Annotated in this window: 12 protein-coding genes and 6 pseudogenes; 14 read left to right on the top strand and 4 right to left on the bottom strand. The window is 73.5% G+C overall.

The window, feature by feature from the left end:
* Positions 1–62: 62 nt before the first annotated feature.
* Positions 63–620, bottom strand: a complete 558-nt coding sequence (locus DA06_RS02495) for an AAA family ATPase (RefSeq protein WP_418606805.1) — start codon at positions 618–620, stop codon at positions 63–65.
* A 175-nt stretch (positions 621–795) separates the two neighbouring features.
* Here DA06_RS02495 and DA06_RS02490 point away from each other — a divergent pair.
* From DA06_RS02490 to DA06_RS02465, 6 genes and pseudogenes are all read left to right on the top strand, one after another.
* Positions 796–1,032, top strand: a pseudogene (locus tag DA06_RS02490) (enolase C-terminal domain-like protein); the annotation flags it as partial.
* Between the two features lie 255 nt (positions 1,033–1,287).
* On the top strand, positions 1,288–2,223 hold the full coding sequence (locus tag DA06_RS02485) for a 5,10-methylenetetrahydrofolate reductase (RefSeq protein WP_052436276.1): 936 nt from the start codon (positions 1,288–1,290) through the stop codon (positions 2,221–2,223).
* Positions 2,224–2,532, top strand: a pseudogene (locus tag DA06_RS02480) (homocysteine S-methyltransferase family protein); the annotation flags it as partial.
* A gap of 92 nt (positions 2,533–2,624) precedes the next feature.
* Positions 2,625–5,621 (top strand): annotated as a pseudogene (gene metH, locus DA06_RS02475) (methionine synthase); the annotation flags it as partial.
* A gap of 97 nt (positions 5,622–5,718) precedes the next feature.
* Positions 5,719–5,895: a vitamin B12 dependent-methionine synthase activation domain-containing protein gene (locus tag DA06_RS02470; protein WP_418607851.1), complete on the top strand. Its 177-nt coding sequence runs from the start codon at positions 5,719–5,721 to the stop codon at positions 5,893–5,895.
* Positions 5,896–6,021: 126 nt separating this feature from the next.
* Entirely contained in the window at positions 6,022–8,733 is a 2,712-nt protein-coding gene (locus DA06_RS02465; protein WP_043497039.1) for a lysylphosphatidylglycerol synthase domain-containing protein, read from the top strand.
* Here the strand turns inward: DA06_RS02465 and DA06_RS02460 are convergent.
* Positions 8,706–9,536, bottom strand: coding sequence for a hypothetical protein (locus DA06_RS02460; protein ID WP_418606804.1), 831 nt, complete (start codon positions 9,534–9,536; stop codon positions 8,706–8,708). The two genes, DA06_RS02465 and DA06_RS02460, sit on opposite strands and share 28 nt — an antisense overlap.
* A 253-nt stretch (positions 9,537–9,789) precedes the next feature.
* Here DA06_RS02460 and DA06_RS02455 point away from each other — a divergent pair, with 253 nt between their 5' ends.
* On the top strand, positions 9,790–10,788 hold the full coding sequence (locus DA06_RS02455; RefSeq protein WP_043497032.1) for an adenosine deaminase: 999 nt from the start codon (positions 9,790–9,792) through the stop codon (positions 10,786–10,788).
* Positions 10,789–10,989: 201 nt separating this feature from the next.
* On the opposite strand, the gene DA06_RS02450 is transcribed toward DA06_RS02455, so the two are convergent.
* Positions 10,990–11,388 (bottom strand): hypothetical protein, encoded by a 399-nt coding sequence (locus DA06_RS02450; RefSeq protein WP_418606803.1) that lies wholly within the window; start codon positions 11,386–11,388, stop codon positions 10,990–10,992.
* 209 nt (positions 11,389–11,597) lie between these two features.
* Between DA06_RS02450 and DA06_RS02445 the strand changes: the two genes are divergently transcribed.
* The 7 genes and pseudogenes from DA06_RS02445 to DA06_RS02415 form a co-directional block, all read left to right on the top strand.
* Positions 11,598–11,906 carry a cyclic nucleotide-binding domain-containing protein gene (locus DA06_RS02445; protein WP_052436275.1) on the top strand — a complete coding sequence of 103 codons (309 nt, stop codon included), beginning with the start codon at positions 11,598–11,600 and terminating at the stop codon, positions 11,904–11,906.
* 146 nt (positions 11,907–12,052) lie between these two features.
* Complete coding sequence (locus DA06_RS02440; RefSeq protein WP_043497028.1) at positions 12,053–12,697, top strand: vitamin K epoxide reductase family protein; 645 nt, start codon at positions 12,053–12,055, stop codon at positions 12,695–12,697.
* 134 nt (positions 12,698–12,831) lie between these two features.
* Positions 12,832–13,413, top strand: a complete 582-nt coding sequence (locus DA06_RS02435; protein WP_418606802.1) for a MarR family winged helix-turn-helix transcriptional regulator — start codon at positions 12,832–12,834, stop codon at positions 13,411–13,413.
* Between the two features lie 252 nt (positions 13,414–13,665).
* Positions 13,666–14,127, top strand: coding sequence for an RNA polymerase sigma factor (locus DA06_RS02430; protein ID WP_043497026.1), 462 nt, complete (start codon positions 13,666–13,668; stop codon positions 14,125–14,127).
* Positions 14,124–14,732: pseudogene (locus DA06_RS02425) on the top strand (methylated-DNA--[protein]-cysteine S-methyltransferase); the annotation flags it as partial. The gene DA06_RS02430 and the pseudogene DA06_RS02425, both read left to right, overlap by 4 nt.
* A gap of 157 nt (positions 14,733–14,889) precedes the next feature.
* Positions 14,890–15,546, top strand: coding sequence for a DNA-3-methyladenine glycosylase I (locus DA06_RS02420; protein WP_418606801.1), 657 nt, complete (start codon positions 14,890–14,892; stop codon positions 15,544–15,546).
* Positions 15,543–15,896, top strand: a pseudogene (locus DA06_RS02415) (AlkA N-terminal domain-containing protein); the annotation flags it as partial. The gene DA06_RS02420 and the pseudogene DA06_RS02415, both read left to right, overlap by 4 nt.
* A 258-nt stretch (positions 15,897–16,154) precedes the next feature.
* On the opposite strand, the pseudogene argH reads toward DA06_RS02415, so the two are convergent.
* Positions 16,155–17,582: pseudogene (gene argH, locus DA06_RS02410) on the bottom strand (argininosuccinate lyase); the annotation flags it as partial.
* Positions 17,583–17,945: the final 363 nt, after the last annotated feature.

Raw genomic sequence — 17,945 nt, 5'->3', positions numbered from 1 at the left:
CAAGGTTGTCAACAGCGGGTTGGCGCACGTTGTCTTCGTGTGAGGTGGACGAGTTCGTCTCGTCAGCGAAGAGCGCCGAGGATGAGCGTGGCTTGGCCCGCGGGAGGCAGGGACGCCGGAACCTCGAGGTGCGGGACGACAGGGGCGCCTAGGTCGAGACTCTTCACGAAGGCGGTTATGTCTTTCAATTTGCCTTCGTCCCTCTCGGCGGCACGCGCCTGCAGCCGTGCGGAGAGTTCGTTCGCGGTGATTCGGAGCCACACCATGCAGGCCCGTCCCCCGAAGTCGGCTATGGCCGTGGACAGGTCGGCCCAGGCATCACTGTCTCGCCGCTCCGTGGTGAACGGGGCTACGAGGACCGCCGGTACGCCGGCTGCCACACAGTCGCCAGCCACGCTCAGGAGACTGGCGTAGCGAGCCGTTCGTACGAGACCAGCAAGTCGGACGTCGTCGTAGTCACGCACACCGATCAGCTCGCCGACGATGTCGACGAGCGGGTTAGTCATCGAATCCTGGTCCAGCAACGCTGCACCTAGAAGCCTTGCCAGCTCCCTGGCTGTTGACGACTTGCCCGATCCAGGGGCACCGGTCAGAACGACGACCCAAGGGGGAGAATCCACGCCCGTGAGCGTAGTTGGATTTAACCACTTCCAGCGCGCCCCGTTTGACCTCTCAATCTCTGTGGACGGGCGAGGGCGCTCCTCGAGTCAGATCATGGATGCACGGAGCTTCCGCGCACAGGCGAGCAACGCGATGACGTGAGCGGATACGTGATCACTCCGCGCCCTCGCGACGGCGCACAACGTGCACTTCGCAGCGGCGACCACCAACTTCGCCTACCTCGAGTACAAGCCCGACACGACCACGTGGTGCCGAGACCCGTACCTGCCTGTCGACGGTCACCTCGATCTGCGTCCGGACCGTCCCGGATGGGGCATCGAGATCGACGAGAACGCCCTGGAGCGGGAGGACTACGTGCATTGGGAGCGCCGTCTGCCCGTCCGGCGCGACGGGTCGGTCGCGTTCGTCTGAGGCAGTGGGAGGTTCGCGCTGCCTTACAACTCTTGACCGCGCCGCTGGGACCTACCCCCTCCCGGCGTTCCGGGGAAACGCCGGCGTCACCGAATCTCGCATCGTGGGCTCCTTGCGTCGCCACGTCCGGCAGCCGGTTCACCGCCCGGTCAGCGATGCACGCTGGCGGCGGGCACGGGAACATGAGGATATGCACCGACCTCCACGACGGCGCCAGCCCGGCCCGCGACCGACCGGACGCTGTCGCGTGACCCCATGTCGACGTCGAGCCTGATCGACCTCGCGCCCCAGCTGCCGACGGTCTCCTTCGAGCTGTTCCCGCCCCGCGGGACGGAGTCGGACGAGGCCGTCTGGGCGCGGATCCTGCGGATGGCCGAGGCGGGGCCGGACTTCTTCACGGTGACCTACGGCGCGTCCGGCTCGGCCCGCGAGTCCTCGGACGGCATCGTCCATCGCCTGCTCACGGAGACCGCCGTCCCCGTCGTCGCCCACCTCACCTGCGCGGGCGCGACCCGCGAGGAGCTGGCCGCGCGCGTCCGGTCACTGCTGGACGCGGGCGTCCGGGACTTCCTCGCCCTGCGCGGCGACCCGCCCGCGGGGCAGACCGCGTGGGTACCGGCCCCGGGCGGCGTGGCCGGTTCCGCCGACCTGGTCCGGCTCATCCGCGAGGTGCAGTCCGGCCACCCGGCGGCGCCGGACGTCACCGTCGCCGTCGCCGCCTACCCCTCCGGCCACAACAGCGGCGTCGGCGAGATCGCGGCGCTGCTCGCGAAGCAGGCGGTCGGCGCCGACTATGCAATCACCCAGGTCTTCTACGACGCCGAGGCCTACGCCACCCTGGTGCGAGACGCCCGCGCCGCCGGGGTCACGCTCCCCATCGTCCCCGGCATCCTGCCGCTGACCGAGCGGCGCCGTCTGGCCCGGCTGGAGGAGCTCACGGGCGTGCCCGTGCCCGTCAGCCTCGACGCGCTCCTCGACGTCCAGGACGACGCCGTCCGCCTCCGTCGCGGGCTCGACGCCACCCTCGCGCTGATCGACCGGGTGCTGGCGGTCGGTGCGCCGGGGCTGCACCTGTACACCTTCAACCGGGACCGTCCGGCCCTGGACGTGCTCGACCACCTGCGCGCCCGCGGCGTCGTCAACCCGGCCCTCGTGGGCTCGGGCACGACGTCGGCACCGCCTCTGCCCTAGATGTCATTCTCAGGAGACCGTATGGCCCCCGACCTGCGCGAGGCGGCCCGCGCCCGCATCCTCGTCCTCGACGGGGCGTGGGGCACGCTGCTGCAGCAGGCGGGCCTCGAGGAGGCGGACTTCCGGTTCGACGGCGCGGACCCCGCCCGCGCCTACACGGGCGACTTCGACCTCCTGGCGCTGACCCGGCCGGACGTGCTGCGCGAGGTGCACCGCTCCTACTTCGCCGCGGGCGCGGACATCGCCACCACGAACACCTTCACCGCCACGACCATCGCCCAGGCCGACTACGGCACCGAGCACCTGGTGCCCGAGATCAACCGCCGGGCCGCCGCGCTGGCCCGCGAGGTCGCCGACGAGGCGGCCGCGGCCGACGGCGCCCGCGCTGGGTGGCCGGCGCGATGGGCCCGACCAACCGCACGGCGTCCCTCTCCCCCGACGTCGACCGCCCCGAGTACCGCGCCGTCACCTACGAGGAGCTGCGCGCCGCGTACGCCGGGCAGGCCCGCGCGCTGCTCGACGGCGGAGCGGACCTCATCCTCGTCGAGACGGTCTTCGACACCCTCAACGCCAAGGCCGCGCTGCACGCGGTGGACGACGTCGGAGCGGAGCTGGGCCGCACCGTCCCGGTCATGCTCTCGGGCACCATCACCGACGCCTCCGGGCGCACCCTCTCCGGCCAGACGCCCGAGGCGTTCGTCGTCTCCACCGAGCACGCCGACCTCCTCTCGGTGGGCCTCAACTGCGCGCTCGGCCCGGAGGCCATGCGTCCGCACCTGCGCGAGATCGCCGGCGCCTCGGACCGGCTCGTCTCCGTCCACCCCAACGCCGGGCTGCCCAACGCCTTCGGCGGCTACGACGAGTCCCCGGAGGAGATGGCCGACACCCTCGGCGACTTCGCCCGCGAGGGCCTGGTCAACATCGTCGGCGGCTGCTGCGGCACCACCCCGGAGCACATCCGCGCGATCGCCGACGCCGTCGCCCGCCACCGCCCGCGCACGCCCGCCGGGCGGCCGCACCACCTGCGCCTGTCCGGGCTCGAGCCGTTCACGCTCACGCCGGAGCTCAACTTCGTCAACGTCGGCGAACGCACCAACGTCACCGGCTCGCCCCGGTTCAGCCGCGCCGTGCTGGCCGGGGACTGGAACGCGGCGGTGCAGATCGCCCGGCAGCAGGTCGAGGCCGGCGCCCAGCTCATCGACGTCAACCTCGACGAGGGCATGCTCGACGGCGTCGCGGCCATGACGCACTTCCTCAACCTGCTCGCCGGCGAGCCCGACATCTCCCGCGTGCCGGTCATGGTCGACTCCTCCCGGTGGGACGTCATCGAGGCGGGCCTGCGATGCCTGCAGGGCCGCGGCGTCGTCAACTCCATCTCCCTGAAGGACGGCGAGGAGGAGTTCCTGCGCCGGGCCGCCGTCGTCCGCCGCCACGGCGCCGCGATGGTGGTCATGGCCTTCGACGAGCAGGGGCAGGCGGACACCTACCAGCGCCGCATCGAGGTGTGCGAGCGCGCCTACCGCCTCCTCACCGAACGCGCGGGCGTGGCGCCGCAGGACATCATCTTCGACCCCAACGTGCTCACGGTCGCGACGGGCATGAGCGAGCACGACCGCTACGCCCTCGACTTCATCGAGGCCACCCGCTGGATCAAGGCCAACCTGCCCGGCGCGCTGGTCAGCGGCGGCATCTCCAACGTCTCGTTCAGCTTCCGCGGCAACAACCCCGTGCGCGAGGCGATGCACGCCGTGTTCCTGTTCCACGCGATCCGCGCGGGCCTGGACATGGGCATCGTCAACGCCGGGATGCTCGCGGTCTACGAGGACATCGACCCCGGCCTGCGCGAGGCCGTCGAGGACGTCATCCTGGCCCGCCGCGACGACGCCACCGACCGGCTCATCGCCCTCGCCGAGTCCTACCGGGACGCCCGGAGGGAGGGCGGCGACGGCGCGGCCGCCCGGAACGCCTGGCGGGACGCCGGCGTCCAGGACCGGATCCGTCACGCCCTCGTGCACGGAATCTCCGACCACGTGGTCGAGGACGCCGAGGAGGCCTACCGGGAGCTCGGCTCCGCGCTGGCGGTCATCGAGGGCCCGCTCATGGACGGCATGGACGTCGTCGGGGACCTCTTCGGGGCCGGGAAGATGTTCCTGCCGCAGGTGGTCAAGTCCGCCCGCGTGATGAAGAGGGCGGTGGCGCACCTGACGCCGTACCTCGAGGCGGCGGCCGTGGAGACCGGCGGGCGCTCGAAGGGGCGGGTGGTCCTGGCCACCGTCAAGGGCGACGTGCACGACATCGGCAAGAACATCGTCGGGGTGGTCCTCGCCTGCAACGGGTACGAGATCACCGACCTCGGCGTCATGGTCCCCGCCGAGAGGATCCTCGACACCGCCGCGGAGCTCGGGGCCGACGTCGTCGGGCTCTCGGGGCTGATCACCCCGAGCCTGGACGAGATGGTCTCGGTGGCCGGGGAGATGACGCGCCGCGGGATGACCACGCCGCTGCTCATCGGCGGGGCCACCACCTCCGCCGCGCACACCGCGGTGAAGATCGACCCCGCCTACGCCGGCACCGTGGTGCACGTCGCGGACGCCAGCCGGGCGGTCGGGGTCGCGGCGGACGTCATCGGCCGTGAGGAGGAGATCGCCGAGCGCATCCGGGGCGAGTACGCCGAGCTGCGCGAGCGCCACGGCGCCAGGAAGGTCACCCTGGTGGACCTGGAGACCGCCCGCGCCGACTCGCGCGCCGTCGACGCCCCGGGCCAGCCGGCCCCGCGCACGCTCGGCCGTGAGCTGCTCGAGCCGGACCTCGCCGAGCTCGCGGAGATCATCGACTGGACCCCGTTCTTCTCCGCGTGGGAGCTGCGCGGGACCTACCCGAAGATCCTCGAGGACCCACGCCAGGGCGAGCAGGCCCGCCAGCTGCTCGGGGACGGCCGCGCCCTGCTCGACCGGATCGTCGCCGAGGGGCTGTACTCGGCGCGCGGCGTCGTCGCCCTGTGGCCGGCCCACCGGGAGGGGGACGACATCGTCGTCGAGCCCGTCGGAGCCCCGGACGACGGCGGAGCGGGCGAGACGCGCTTCTTCACCCTGCGCCAGCAGAAGGAGCGCGCGGGCCGCTACGCGGCCCTGGCCGACTTCGTCGCCCCGGCGGGCGACCACCTGGGCGGCTTCGCCGTCGCCGTCCACGGCGCCGACGAGCTGGCGCACCGGTTCAAGGCGGACCACGACGACTACACCGCGATCCTCGCCCAGTCCCTCGCCGACCGGCTGGCCGAGGCGTTCGCCGAGTGGACCCACCGGTACGTGCGCACGACTCTGTGGGGCTACGCCCCGGACGAGGCGCTGCCCGTCGCCGACCTCGTCCGCGAGCGCTACGCCGGCATCCGGCCCGCGCCGGGCTACCCGGCGCAGCCGGACCACACCGAGAAGCGCACGCTCTTCGCCCTGCTGGGTGCCGGGGGAGGCAGGGCTGGAGCTGACGGAGTCGTGCGCGATGACGCCGACGTCGGCGGTGTCGGGGCTGATCCTCGGCCACCCCGAGGCGAGCTACTTCGCCGTCGGGAAGCTCGGCCGCGACCAGGTGGCGGACTACGCGCGGCGCAAGGGCTGGACGCTGGACGAGGCCGAGACGTGGCTGGCGCCAAACCTGGGATACGTGCCGGGCCGGTAGGCACCTCCGTCGCTGCCGCGCCGGCCGGGCGGAGCCTGGAGCGGGCCGGGCCGCCCCGCGAACGGCACTTCACCGCGCCCGGGCGGTGCGCCGTCGGCCCGGGGTCCCCGCCGTAGACTCGCGAGCATGAGCCTGCAACCGGGGGACGGCGGCGCCACCATGCCCGCGACGGCCCCGGTGGAGGATGCACCACCGAGGCGCGAGGTGCTGCTCGTGGACGCCCCGGAGACGCGCGTGCGCCGGCCGGGCGACCTCCTGGCGCTCGTCGCGTCGCTGCTCGGCATCGGGTTCGTGCTCGTGCTCGCCGTCTACGCCCACGCCACCACGCAGGGCGTGACGGAGGACGTGCAGTCCGCGGTGGCCAACGTGCTGCGCCAGGTGCTGCTGCTGCCGGTCACCGTCCTCGAGGGCCTGGTGTCCTTCTTCGTCCCGCTGATCGTGCTGGTCGACCGGGTCGTGCGGCGCAGCTGGCGCTCCGCCCTCGAGGCGCTCGCCACCGGCGTGTTCGCCGTGCTGCTGGCGGTCGGGGCGCTGTGGCTGCTCGACAACGTGGCCCCGGACGCGCTCACGCGCGGCCTGACCATCACCTCCGAGGGCGACACCGTCATCGGCCTGAACGTCTACGCCGCCGGCATCGCCGGGGTGCTCACCGCCGTCGGGGACCGCTCCCACAACCGGCTCCTCCGGTGGTCGTGGAACCTGCTGTGGATCGTGCTGGCGCTCTCGGTGGTGCAGGGCGACCAGACGCTGCCGGGCGCGATCGTCGCCGTGCTGCTGGGCCGCTCCGCCGGCCTGGGGATGCGCTACGCGTCCGGCGTGCTGCACGAGCGCGCCACCGGCGTGCACCTCGTGCGCGGGCTGCGCCGCGCGGGCCTGGACCCCGTCACGGTCGTGCGCATGGACCCCGTGCTCACCGGCACCCACGCGCAGGCCTGGACCGTCACAACCTCCTCCCCCATCGGCTACACCGAACGGCTCCGCGAGCCGGCGGCCTCCGCCGCGGACGACGACGCCGCCCGGCACCTCGCGGAGGACGTGGCCGCCGGGGTGGCCTCGCCGGCGGACCTGCTCGCGGCCGTCGACCAGGAGGGCGCCACCGGCGCCGACACCGTGGCCCCCGACCCGCTGACCGACCCGGACCGGGTCCTCAAGGAGGTCTCCTCCTCGGCCGTGCGGACCCTCGACGTCGAGTCCGCCCACCGGCTCTACGCCATCTGGGACGTCGAGGGACGCCGGCACGACGTCACCGTGCTCGACGGCGACCGCCACGTGGTCGGGGTCCTGTCCTCGATGTGGGACAGCATGCGGCTGCGCGGCATCGACCGGCGCCCCGCCCGCAGCCTGCGCGAGGCCGCGAACCGGGCGGCCCTCATGGCCCTGGCCACCCGCGCCGCGGGGGTGCGGGCGCCGGAGCTCGTCGGGATCACCGAGTCCCGCGACTCCGTCCTCATCGTCTCCGAGCACCTCCCCGGGGCGCGCCGCCTGGACGAGCTGGACCCGGCGGAGCTGGACGACGACCTGCTCGACCAGGTCTGGACCCAGGTGCGCGCCGCCCACGCCAAGGGTCTGGCGCACCGCGAGCTCAGCGCCGAAGCGGTGCTCGTGGACCGGGCGGGCCAGGTGCGGATCATCTCCTGGGAGAACGGGGAGATCGTCTCCTCCGAGCTCTCCCGCCGCCTCGACCTCGCCCAGCTGCTCGCGATGCTCGCGACGCTGGTGGGTGCCGAACGCGCGCTGACCTCCGCGGCCCGCGTCCTGACCCGTGACCAGCTGGCCTCCATGGCGCCGCTGCTGCAGCCGGTGGCCATGCCCACCACCACGCGCTCCGCGACGGCGAACCTCAAGGACCTGCTCGCCACCCTGCGCGAGGAGCTTGTCGAGCTCATCCCGCGGGCCGACGTGGCCCCGCTCCAGCTCAACCGGTTCTCCCCGCGGACGGTCGTCACCCTCACCGTCGCGGTCGTGGCGGTGTGGGCGCTGCTGTCCTGGATGAACATCGAGGAGGTCACCTCCGCCGTCAGCAGCGCCAACCCGGTGTGGATCGTCGTGGCGTTCGGCATGGGGCTGCTCACCTACGTCGGCTCGGCCATGGGGCTGGTGGCGTTCTCGCCGGAACGCCTGGGCGTGTGGCGCACGATGCTCGTGCAGGTGGCGGCGTCCGTCATCTCGCTCGTGGCCCCCGCAGGCATCGGCCCGGCCGCGCTGAACCTGCGCTTCCTCAACAAGGCCCGGATCTCCACGCCGATGGCCGTCGCCACGGTGGGGCTGGTGCAGCTCTCGCAGTTCATCACCACGGTGCTCCTGCTGGTGGCGGTCGCGCTGGTGACCGGGTCGGCCGGCTCGCTGAGCGCGCCGTCGGGCTCGGTGATCCTCGCCGTCGCCCTGGTGCTGGCGATCATCGGCGTCGTCCTCCTCGTCCCGACGGTGCGGGCGTGGGTGTGGGAGAAGGTCGCCCCGACCATGCAGCAGGTGTGGCCGCGCGTGGTGTGGGTGGTCTCGGACCCGCGCCGTCTCGCCACGGGAATAGCCGGGAACCTCGTCATGACGGCCGGGTACGTCGCCGCCTTCGGCGCCTCCCTCGCGGCGTTCGGGTACCAGCTGCCGCTGACCAACCTCGCGATCACCTACCTCGCGTCGAACTCGATCGGCGCGGTCGTGCCCTCCCCCGGCGGTATCGGCCCGGTGGAGGCGGCGCTGACGGCCGGGCTCACCCTCGCCGGGATCCCGGCCGCGACGGCCGTGTCCGTGGCGATCCTGTTCCGCGTGCTGACGTTCTGGGGCCGGGTGCCGCTCGGCTGGGCGGCGCTGCGCTACCTCCAGCGCAAGGACGCTCTGTGACACCGCAGGATCCTGCGTGGTTCCCCGGGCAGTTCGGCCGGCCCGACGGCGCCCCGCAGGACTTCACCGGCGACCCGTACACCGACGGACCGACCGACGCCGAGCCGTACGCGCCGGCGACCCTGAACGAGCGGGGCACGAATCCCTACGGCGACCTCCGCGTCCCGCCGGCGGCCACCGGCAGCCCGGACGGGTACGAGGATTTCTACGAGCCCGGCACCCTCGACCGGGCGGACCTCCGGCCGCCGCGCGGACGACGGCGTCGGGGTTCGGTACGGCGTCGGGGCGGGCGGGCGAACGCGCACCGGCACGGCCGGCGTCCGTGGTGGCCGGGAGGCGGTGCGGTGCGCCGTCGACGTCTGGACGCCCGGGGCGAGGTCGGACGCCCCGTCGGCGGTGAGCGAGGGAAGCAGGAGCGCGTCCTCGGCGTCGGCGACGGCGATGAAGAGGGCGACCACGGCGCTCGCGGCACGGACGGCGTCGATGCCCGTCCGGGCGGCGCCCACCTCGGCGACCAGGTCCGTCAGCCTGCCGTGCTGGGCGGTGACGGCACGGGCGAGCAGCGCCGTGGGTGCCCCGGCCGGGGAGCCGTGCAGGATTTCCTCCTCGGCCTCCATGTGAGGGAGCACCTCCTGGTGCAGGAAAGTCACCAGGTCCTCCAGAGGAGGCTCGTGCGGCTCCTGGGCGGCCACGGCGGCGAGGAGGGCGTCGGTGCGGCGGATCAGCTCGCACTCGAGGGTGCTGTGGTCGAACACCGGCGTCGAGGTCGTCGCGGGCGGCGTGGTCGAGGTGGTCGTGGACATCGCGGGCCTCCGTCGGCGCTGCGGGATGGGACCCATTAATTACCGCATCGGCCGTGGTTAAGTGCAAGAGACCTTGGTCACACCCAGGCCCGGGACCGCATGTGGGCTTGCATTTCGGGCAACACTGTGCGCAAACCGTCCGGAAGCGGGCGAGGGGCGGACGGCCTTCCGGCCGTCCGCCCCTCCGGTGCCCCGCCCGCTCGAGGCGGCGAAACCCTGACCCTTTCCGCAGCCGCGCCGACATACTGTGCGGATGCAGATGCCTGCCGTCGAGCTCCACGTCCACCTCGAGGGGACGCTGGAGCCGGAGCTGATCCTGGCCCTCGCCGAGCGCAACCGGGTCGTGCTGCCGTACGCGGACATGGACGACCTGCGTTCGCGGTACTCCTTCACCGGCCTGCAGAGCTTCCTCGACCTCTACTACGCCAACATGGCCGTGCTGCGCACCGCCGAGGACTTCTACGACCTGACGACGGCGTACCTCGTCCGCGCCCGCGAGGCCGGTGTGCGGCACGCCGAGGTCTTCCTCGACATCCAGGCACACACCGGGCGCGGGATCCGGGCGGCGGAGGTGCTCGACGGCGTGAAGGCGGCGCTGGCGACCAGCCGGGACCACGGGCTCACCACCGGCCTCATCGTCACCTTCCTGCGCCACCTGCCCGGCGCGGAGGCGCTCGCCGCGCTGCAGGAGCTGCTGGCCCTCGACGCGCCGCTGCTCGGGGTCGGGCTGTGCTCGACGGAGCTGACGAGCCACGCGTCGGAGTTCGCGCCCGCCTTCGACCTTGCCCGCGACCACGGCCTGCACACCGTCGCGCACGCCGGCGAGGAGGGGCCGGCGCAGAACGTCTGGGACGTGCTGGACATCCTCCACGCCGAGCGCGTCGACCACGGGGTGCGGGCCATGGAGGACCCGGTGCTCGTCCGGCGCCTGGCCGGTGAGCGCGTGCCCCTGACGGTCTGCCCGCTCTCGAACGTCCGCCTGCGCGTGGTGGACACCCTGGCGGACCACCCGCTGCGCAGGATGCTGGAGGCGGGGCTGGTCGTGACGGTCAACTCGGACGACCCGGCCTACTTCGGCGGGTACGTCGACGAGAACCTCCGGCAGGTCGCGGAGGTGCTCTCGCTCGGTCCCGACGAGCTGCTCACCCTGGCGCGCAACGGCGTGGAGGCGGCTTTCGTCGACGGCGCCCGCCGCGCGGAGCTCGACGCCGAGGTCACCACCTGGCACCAGCGCCTCGTGGCGCAGGGCTGAGCGCGCCGGCGTCACCGGACGGGTGCTGACCCAAGTCCCTTCACCGCCGGCTGCCGGTCGTGTTGAATGACGAGGGCTGGCACTGGCGCTGACCACGGAGGTCCCGATGCGGGTCGAGTCGAGCATGCTGTCGCTGTCCTGGATTCCGTCAGACTCCGTCAGCGGGTGGCTCAGGGCGGGCTTCGACGTCGGGCTCGCGCACTACGACAACCCGCCGGTGGACACCCTCACCACCCTCGACCAGGTCCACCGCCTCCGTGCGGACGACCGGTTCCGCTTCGCCAACCACCTCGGTGCGTGGGCGGAGTTCGACGAGCTCGGCACCCCGCTGGAGTGGGGCTTCACGCCGGAGTCGGGCATCGTCATGGGCTCGACCACCGTGCGGGTCGCCAGCGTGGGGGCCACGTTCGGCGGGTACTCCCTGCCGGTGCTGCGGCAGGAGCCCGTGGTCGAGCAGGGCAGCGTCCACTTCACCCAGACCGTCGGCGGACGCACCGGCGTCCCGCTGCCCCGCCCCGTGCCGCACGCGCCGTTCGTGCTCTGGCAGGCGCCCATCGTCTGGACCACGCTGGCACTGACCCTGCGCGCCGACGGCAGCACCGAGATCGCGATGCCCGGCGCCAGCGCCTTCCCGCGCCACTGGGTCTACGGACCGGACGGCGCGCTGACGCTCAAGAGCGGTCTGACGGACCTCGACAGCTGGATGGCGCACTCCTTCGGACCCCGCACGCCGTGGGGGGGAGCAGGACTCCGAGGCGCTCGTCGTCGAGGCCGAGACCGCCCTGGAGCGCCAGCTGTCCGAGGGCATCATGCGGGGGAACGGACGCCCGGAGATCCGCCGGGCCCCGGCCGGCACCACGATCACCGTCCAGGGCGAGCCGGGCGAGGAGATCTATCTGGTGCTCGACGGCGTTCTCGACGTCGTGGTCGACGGCCGGCAGGTGGCCCAGGTCGGTCCCGGGGCGGTGCTGGGGGAGCGGGCCGTGCTCGAGGGGGGCCTGCGCACCTCGACGCTGACCGCGGTCACCCCGGTACGGCTGGCCGTGGCCGGCGCGGACCGCCTCGACGTCGAGAAGCTCCGCGCCGTCGCCGAGCTGCACCGGCGCGAGGACGGCTGACCCAGGCTGCCCACGGCCCGGGGACCTACGTCCCTCCGTCGCCGCCGGCCGGCACGGGACTATTCGTACAAGGTGGACGCGGCAGCCCGGGTCCGCCCGCCGGGAGCGTCCCGGTCACCAGCACCTCCGACCCCCGGGACACCGCCATGAACCCATCGGCACCGGCCTCCGTGCCCGACCTGCTCGACGACAGCCTCGAGCGGGCGGAGCGGTCCCGCCGCAACGCCTTCGTCGTCATGCTGGCCTCCTCGCTGCTCAGCCTGGTCGCGTCCCTCGTCCTCTCGATCGACGCCGTGCGCCTGGCCGCGGACCCCGACGTGGCGCTCGCCTGCAACATCAACTCCGCGATCTCCTGCGGGACCGTCGCCCAGGCGTGGCAGGCGAGCGTCCTCGGCTTCCCGAACGCCTTCCTCGGCCTCGTCGCCGAGCCCGTGGTGATCACGCTCGCCGTGGCGTCCCTGGGGGGCGTGCGGTTCCCGCGCTGGTTCATGAACTCCGCCCAGGTGGTCTACCTCATCGGGTTCGGCTTCGCGTACTGGCTCTTCGCGCAGTCCTACTTCGTCATCGGTTCGCTGTGCCCCTGGTGCCTCCTGGTCACGGTGTCCACGACCACCGTCTTCACCTCGCTGCTGCGGGTGAACATTCTGGACAACACCCTCGGTCTGAGCCCCACGGTGCACGAGCGGCTGTGCACGTGGCTGCGCATGGGTGCCGACTACGCCCTCGAGGTGGTCTGGTTCGTCCTCCTCGCCGCCGCGATCCTGCTGAAGTACCAGGCCGCCCTGTTCTGATCCGCTGACCACCGACCGTGCTCTGCTCCGCCGCCGGGTCCGGGACCTCCAGCCTGCGCCGGGCCGCCGACCACGGCACGGGCGGTATCCGGTCGCGTCGGAACACGGAGCCGCGGGCCCCCGTTGGACAGGATGTGACGCACGCAGCAACGGACCCCGGCCCCCACGTCGACGTCGACCTGGCCGCCCGCCGCGCACGATCCGCCGTCAGGCGTGCCGAGCCCGGCAACGATCTCGTCGAGACGCTCGCGCTCGCCGACCAGATGACCGCGATGGTGCGGTCCCAGGAGCAGATCTCCAGGGCGATCGAGCGACTCACCGGACTGCGCCTCGGCGAGATGCAGGCGCTGGAGGCCGTGGCGCGGGGCGCCGACCACCCGCGCGCCGTCGCCCGCCGCACCGGCCAGGCCGACGCGGCGGCGGAGGCCACCTGCCAGGGGCTGCTGGCCCGCGGGCTGCTCGCCCGCCACCACCATCCGCTCTCCCGCGGCGGTCGGCCCCGGCTGATCCACGTGACCGAGGCGGGACGGGTGGCGCTCGAGCAGGTGGAGGCGCTTCACCTGAGGCTCTTCGACGTCGTCGTCGACAGCCTCGAGGAGATCGACCCGGACCAGATGCGGGCCACGGTGCGCCGCATCGCGGACGCCCTGGACCCGGCGCAGGTCGGCGCCCGCCGGCCCGAGCTCGCGCCCGCGGTCCTCACCGACGGCTCCTAGCCGGCGGCCCGTCCCGGCGGCCGGCTCGGAGCCGCAGCCTCGGCGCCACAGCCTCGGCACCGTCGCCTCCGGTCGTAGCAAGGCCGTCCCATCGGCAACCGTCGCGGCCGGCACGCCGCGAGGGTCGTCCTGGCGCGGCGTCCTGGAGCCTGTGGTGCGCCGGACCTGTGGAGGAACGCGGCGCCACGTCAGCGATGCGTGTGATCATTCGGGCACACCTCACAGACCCGCGACCCGGAGCGTCTACCCATCGTGAAGCCCTTCGAGCACGTCGTCCGCGACCACGGACCTGCTGTGCTGCGGTTCTGCCGCGCCGTGGTGGGTCCCGTGGAGGCGGACGACATCTGGTCGGAGACCTTCCTCGCCGCGCTGCGGGCGTACCCGGACCTCGACGACGGCGCGAACGTCGAGGCGTGGCTCGTCACGATCGCGCGACGCAAGGCCGTCGACAACCACCGGGCCCGTGCGCGCCGCGCCCTGCCCGTGGCGGAGCTGCCGGAGACGGCGTCGGAACCGCCGGAGCCACAGGAGGACCTGTGGCGCGCCATGCGGGCGCTGACCGAGCGCCAGCGTGAGGCGATCGCGTTCCACCACCTGGTGGGGCTGCCGTACACCGAGGTAGCCGCCGTGGTCGGCGGCTCCGCACCCGCCGTGCGCCGCGCCGCCGCGGACGGCATCAGACACCTGCGCAAGAACCTGGAGGCGCGACCATGACCACCACCGACGCAGCACCCGTCGTGCCCGTCGCAACGGGCGGGCGCACCACAGCCGACGGGCCCGCCACCGCCCGCGGATCTCTGCCCGCCCGCGGATCTCTACCCTCCCGCGGGGACGAGTCGGCCGGCGTGCTCTCGGGCCTGCACGACGTCGCGCCGGAGCACCTCGGGCACCTGCAGGAGCGGCTCGCCGCCCGGGCAGAGGAGGAAGGACTCCTGGACGTGGCCTACCGCACGGTCGACTCGCCGGTCGGCGAGCTCCTGCTGGCCGCCACCCGGGCCGGGCTGCTGCGGGTCGCCTTCGCCCTCGAGGACCGCGACGCCGTGCTGGACAGCATCGCCAGGTCGGTGAGTCCTCGGATCCTGCTCGCACCGCACCGGCTCGACGTCGTCGCACGGCAGCTCGACGAGTACTTCGCGGGTCGCAGGCGCGTGTTCGACGTCCCGGTCGACCTGCGGCTGGCCGCCGGCTTCAGGCGGGAGGTGCTCGGCCACCTCACCGACGTGCCCTACGGCCGGACCGTCAGCTACACCGAGCTCGCCACCGCGTCCGGCCGTCCGCGGGCGGTGCGGGCCGCGGCGTCGGCCTGCGCCACCAACCCGGTCCCGCTGGTCGTGCCGTGCCACCGCGTGCTCCGCTCGGACGGCTCCCTCGGGGGGGTACCTCGGCGGCCTCGAGGCCAAGCGCACCCTGCTCGACCTGGAGCGTGCGGCGTGATCGTCGAGGGCGCGAGCGCGGGGGGACGTGCAGGCGGACGACGTGAGCGCCGGGGACGTGAAGGCGGAAGGGGCGAGCGCGGCCGGCGCAGGTGGGAGCGTGGTGGTCGGCCCCGACGGCCTGGCGCGCCCGGCCTGGGCCGCCACCGACCCGCTGATGCGGGACTACTACGACACCGAGTGGGGCGTCCCCGTCCGGGGCGAGCGGGCCGTGTTCGAGCGCCTGAGCCTGGAGGCGTTCCAGGCGGGACTGTCGTGGGCGACGGTCCTGCGCAAGCGCCCGGCCTTCCGGGAGGTGTTCCGCTCCTTCGACCCCGACGCGGTCGCCGCGCTGACCGACGAGGACGTCGAACGCCTGATGGGGGAGCCGCGCATCATCCGGAACCGCGCGAAGATCCTCGCCACCCGGTCGAACGCGCGCGCGACGGTCGAGCTGCGCTCGGACGGCGGTCTGGAGGCGCTGGTCTGGTCCTACCGTCCGGAACGCACGCCGGTACCCCGCACGATCGAGGAGGTCCCGAGCACGACGCCGGAGTCCGTCGCGCTGTCGAAGGATCTGCGTCGCAGGGGATTCCGGTTCGTCGGGCCGACCACGATGCACGCCCTGATGGAGGCGATCGGGATCGTCGACACCCATCTCGCCGGTTCCCACCGCCGCGGTGTCTCTGGGCTCTGGAAGCCGGACGGCACGCGCGCGTGACCGGGACGGGTGCGCGGGCAGGCGTGACGGCGGCGTCGGGGCGGCGAGTGCTCCGGCGCGCACGGCTCTCCCTCGCCCCGCCCTACGCCGTCGGTCCCGCTCTCGCGTCCCTCGCCGCCCACGCGGTGCCCGGGATCGAGTCCGTCGACGTCGCCGGCGCCACGGTCACCCGGACCGTGCCGGCACGCGGCGGCCCCGCCGTCATGAACGTCCGCCTCACCGGGACGCACGTGGACGTCGAGCTCGACATGGCGCACCCGGGCGACGAGGCGGATCTCGTCTCGCTGCTGCGTCGCTGGCTGGATCTCGACGCCGACCCCGCCGCCGTGGCCGACCACCTGCGGCGTGACCGACGGCTCGCGCCGCTCGTGGACGCCAGGCCGGGTCTGCGCGTGCTCGGCCACGTGGACGGCTTCGAGGCGGCGGTGACAACCGTGCTCGGGCAGCAGGTCTCCCTCGCCGCCGCCAGGACCTTCGCGGGCAGGCTCGTCGCCGCCTTCGGCGTCCCGGCGCGCGAGGACCTCCGGGCGTTCCCGGGTCCGGACGTCCTGGCCGAGGCGGGTCCCGAGGCCGTGCGCGCGGCCGTCGGGCTCACGGCGCGCGGGCCCGGACCGCAGCTCGGCCGAGAGCGCGCCGGCACGGGCCAGCTGCTCGACGACCCGGACGGGGGCGGTGCCGCCGTGGCCGTCGCGCGAGGCGATGGACCCCTCCACGCTGAGCACCTCGCGCACCGCAGGCGTGAGGTGCTCGCTGATGCCGGCGAGCTCGTCGTCGGTCAGGTCCCACAGCTCCTTGCCCTGCTCCTCGCACACGCGCACGCAGGAGCCGGCGACCTCGTGGGCCACGCGGAACGGCACGCCCTGCCGGACCAGCCACTCGGCGATGTCGGTCGCGAGCGAGAAGCCCTGCGGGGCGAGGTCGGCCATGCGACCGGTGTCGAACGTGAGCGTGGCGACCATCCCCGCCACCGCGGGCAGCAGCAGCTCGAGGGTGTCCACCCCGTCGAACACGGGCTCCTTGTCCTCCTGGAGGTCGCGGTTGTAGGCCAGCGGGAGCCCCTTGAGGGTGGCGAGCAGACCCGCGAGGTCGCCGACGAGCCGCCCGGCCTTGCCGCGGGCGAGCTCGGCGACGTCGGGGTTCTTCTTCTGCGGCATGATCGACGACCCGGTGGAGTAGGCGTCGTCGAGCCGGACGAAGCCGAACTCCTTCGTGGCCCAGAGGATGACCTCCTCGCTCAGGCGCGAGAGGTCGACCCCGGTCATGGCCGCGACGAAGGAGAACTCCGCGACGACGTCGCGGGAGGCGGTGCCGTCGATCGAGTTCTCCACGCTCGAGGCGAACCCGAGGTCGGCGGCGACGGCGTCGGGGTCGAGCCCGAGGGACGAGCCCGCCAGCGCGCCCGAGCCGTACGGGGACACTGCGGCGCGCCGGTCCCAGTCGACCCACCGCTGGACGTCGCGCATGAGCGGCCAGGCGTGGGCCAGCAGGTGGTGCGCCAGCAGCACGGGCTGGGCGTGCTGGAGGTGGGTGCGCCCCGGCATGACCGCGTCCGGGTGGGCGGCGGCCTGGCCGACGAGAGCGTCGACGACGTCGAGCACCCCGGCCGCCAGCTCGCGGGCGGAGTCGCGCAGGTACATGCGCACGAGCGTCGCGATCTGGTCGTTGCGCGAGCGCCCGGCGCGGAGCTTCCCGCCGAGGTGCGCGCCGGCCCGCTCGATCAGGCCGCGTTCGAGCGCAGTGTGGACGTCCTCGTCGTCCTCGCCGGGTGCGAAGGCGCCGGACGCGACGTCGGCGTCGAGCCTGTCGAGGGCGGTGAGCATGCCTGCGAGCTCGTCGTCGTCGAGGAGCCCGGCCCGGTGCAGCACGCGGCTGTGCGCCCGGGAGCCGGCGATGTCGTACCTGGCCAGACGCCAGTCGAAGTGGGTGGACCGGCTCAGGGCCGCCAGCGCGTCGGCCGGTCCGCCCGCGAAACGGCCGCCCCACAGGCTGAGGTGGGACTCGGGCGTGGCGTCGTCGGGGGCCGCGGTGGTGTCCATGGGACACGATCTTGCCCTGTGCCGTGGGCACGTCGCACACCCCGTCCACCGACTGTCCGGGCTCCCTCCGGACGCGACGGCCCGGCCACGGGAACGTAGGTGTCGGAACGCTCCGGCCGACGTCCCACGTCCGGACCGGCACGAGGGCGTGACGGAAACGCCCGGACGCCGTTATCGGGGCGGTTCGACCCATTTCGGGACCAGGGTCCCTGTCGTTCCGGCCGTCACCCCGGGAATTTTGACCTGACGGGCCGCCGGCCCGTACCGGGGGCGTTCGACGCGTTCGCCAGGAGGATGCAATGAAGCATCGACCGGGCGTGGCCGTGCTCGCGGCCATCGCCCTGCTCCCGCTCGGTGCGGGAA

Source organism: Georgenia sp. SUBG003 (genome assembly GCF_000715355.2).
Taxonomy (GTDB): domain Bacteria; phylum Actinomycetota; class Actinomycetes; order Actinomycetales; family Actinomycetaceae; genus Georgenia.
Note: the sequence above shows the minus strand (reverse complement) of the source record. Positions and strands in the feature narration are given on the sequence as shown.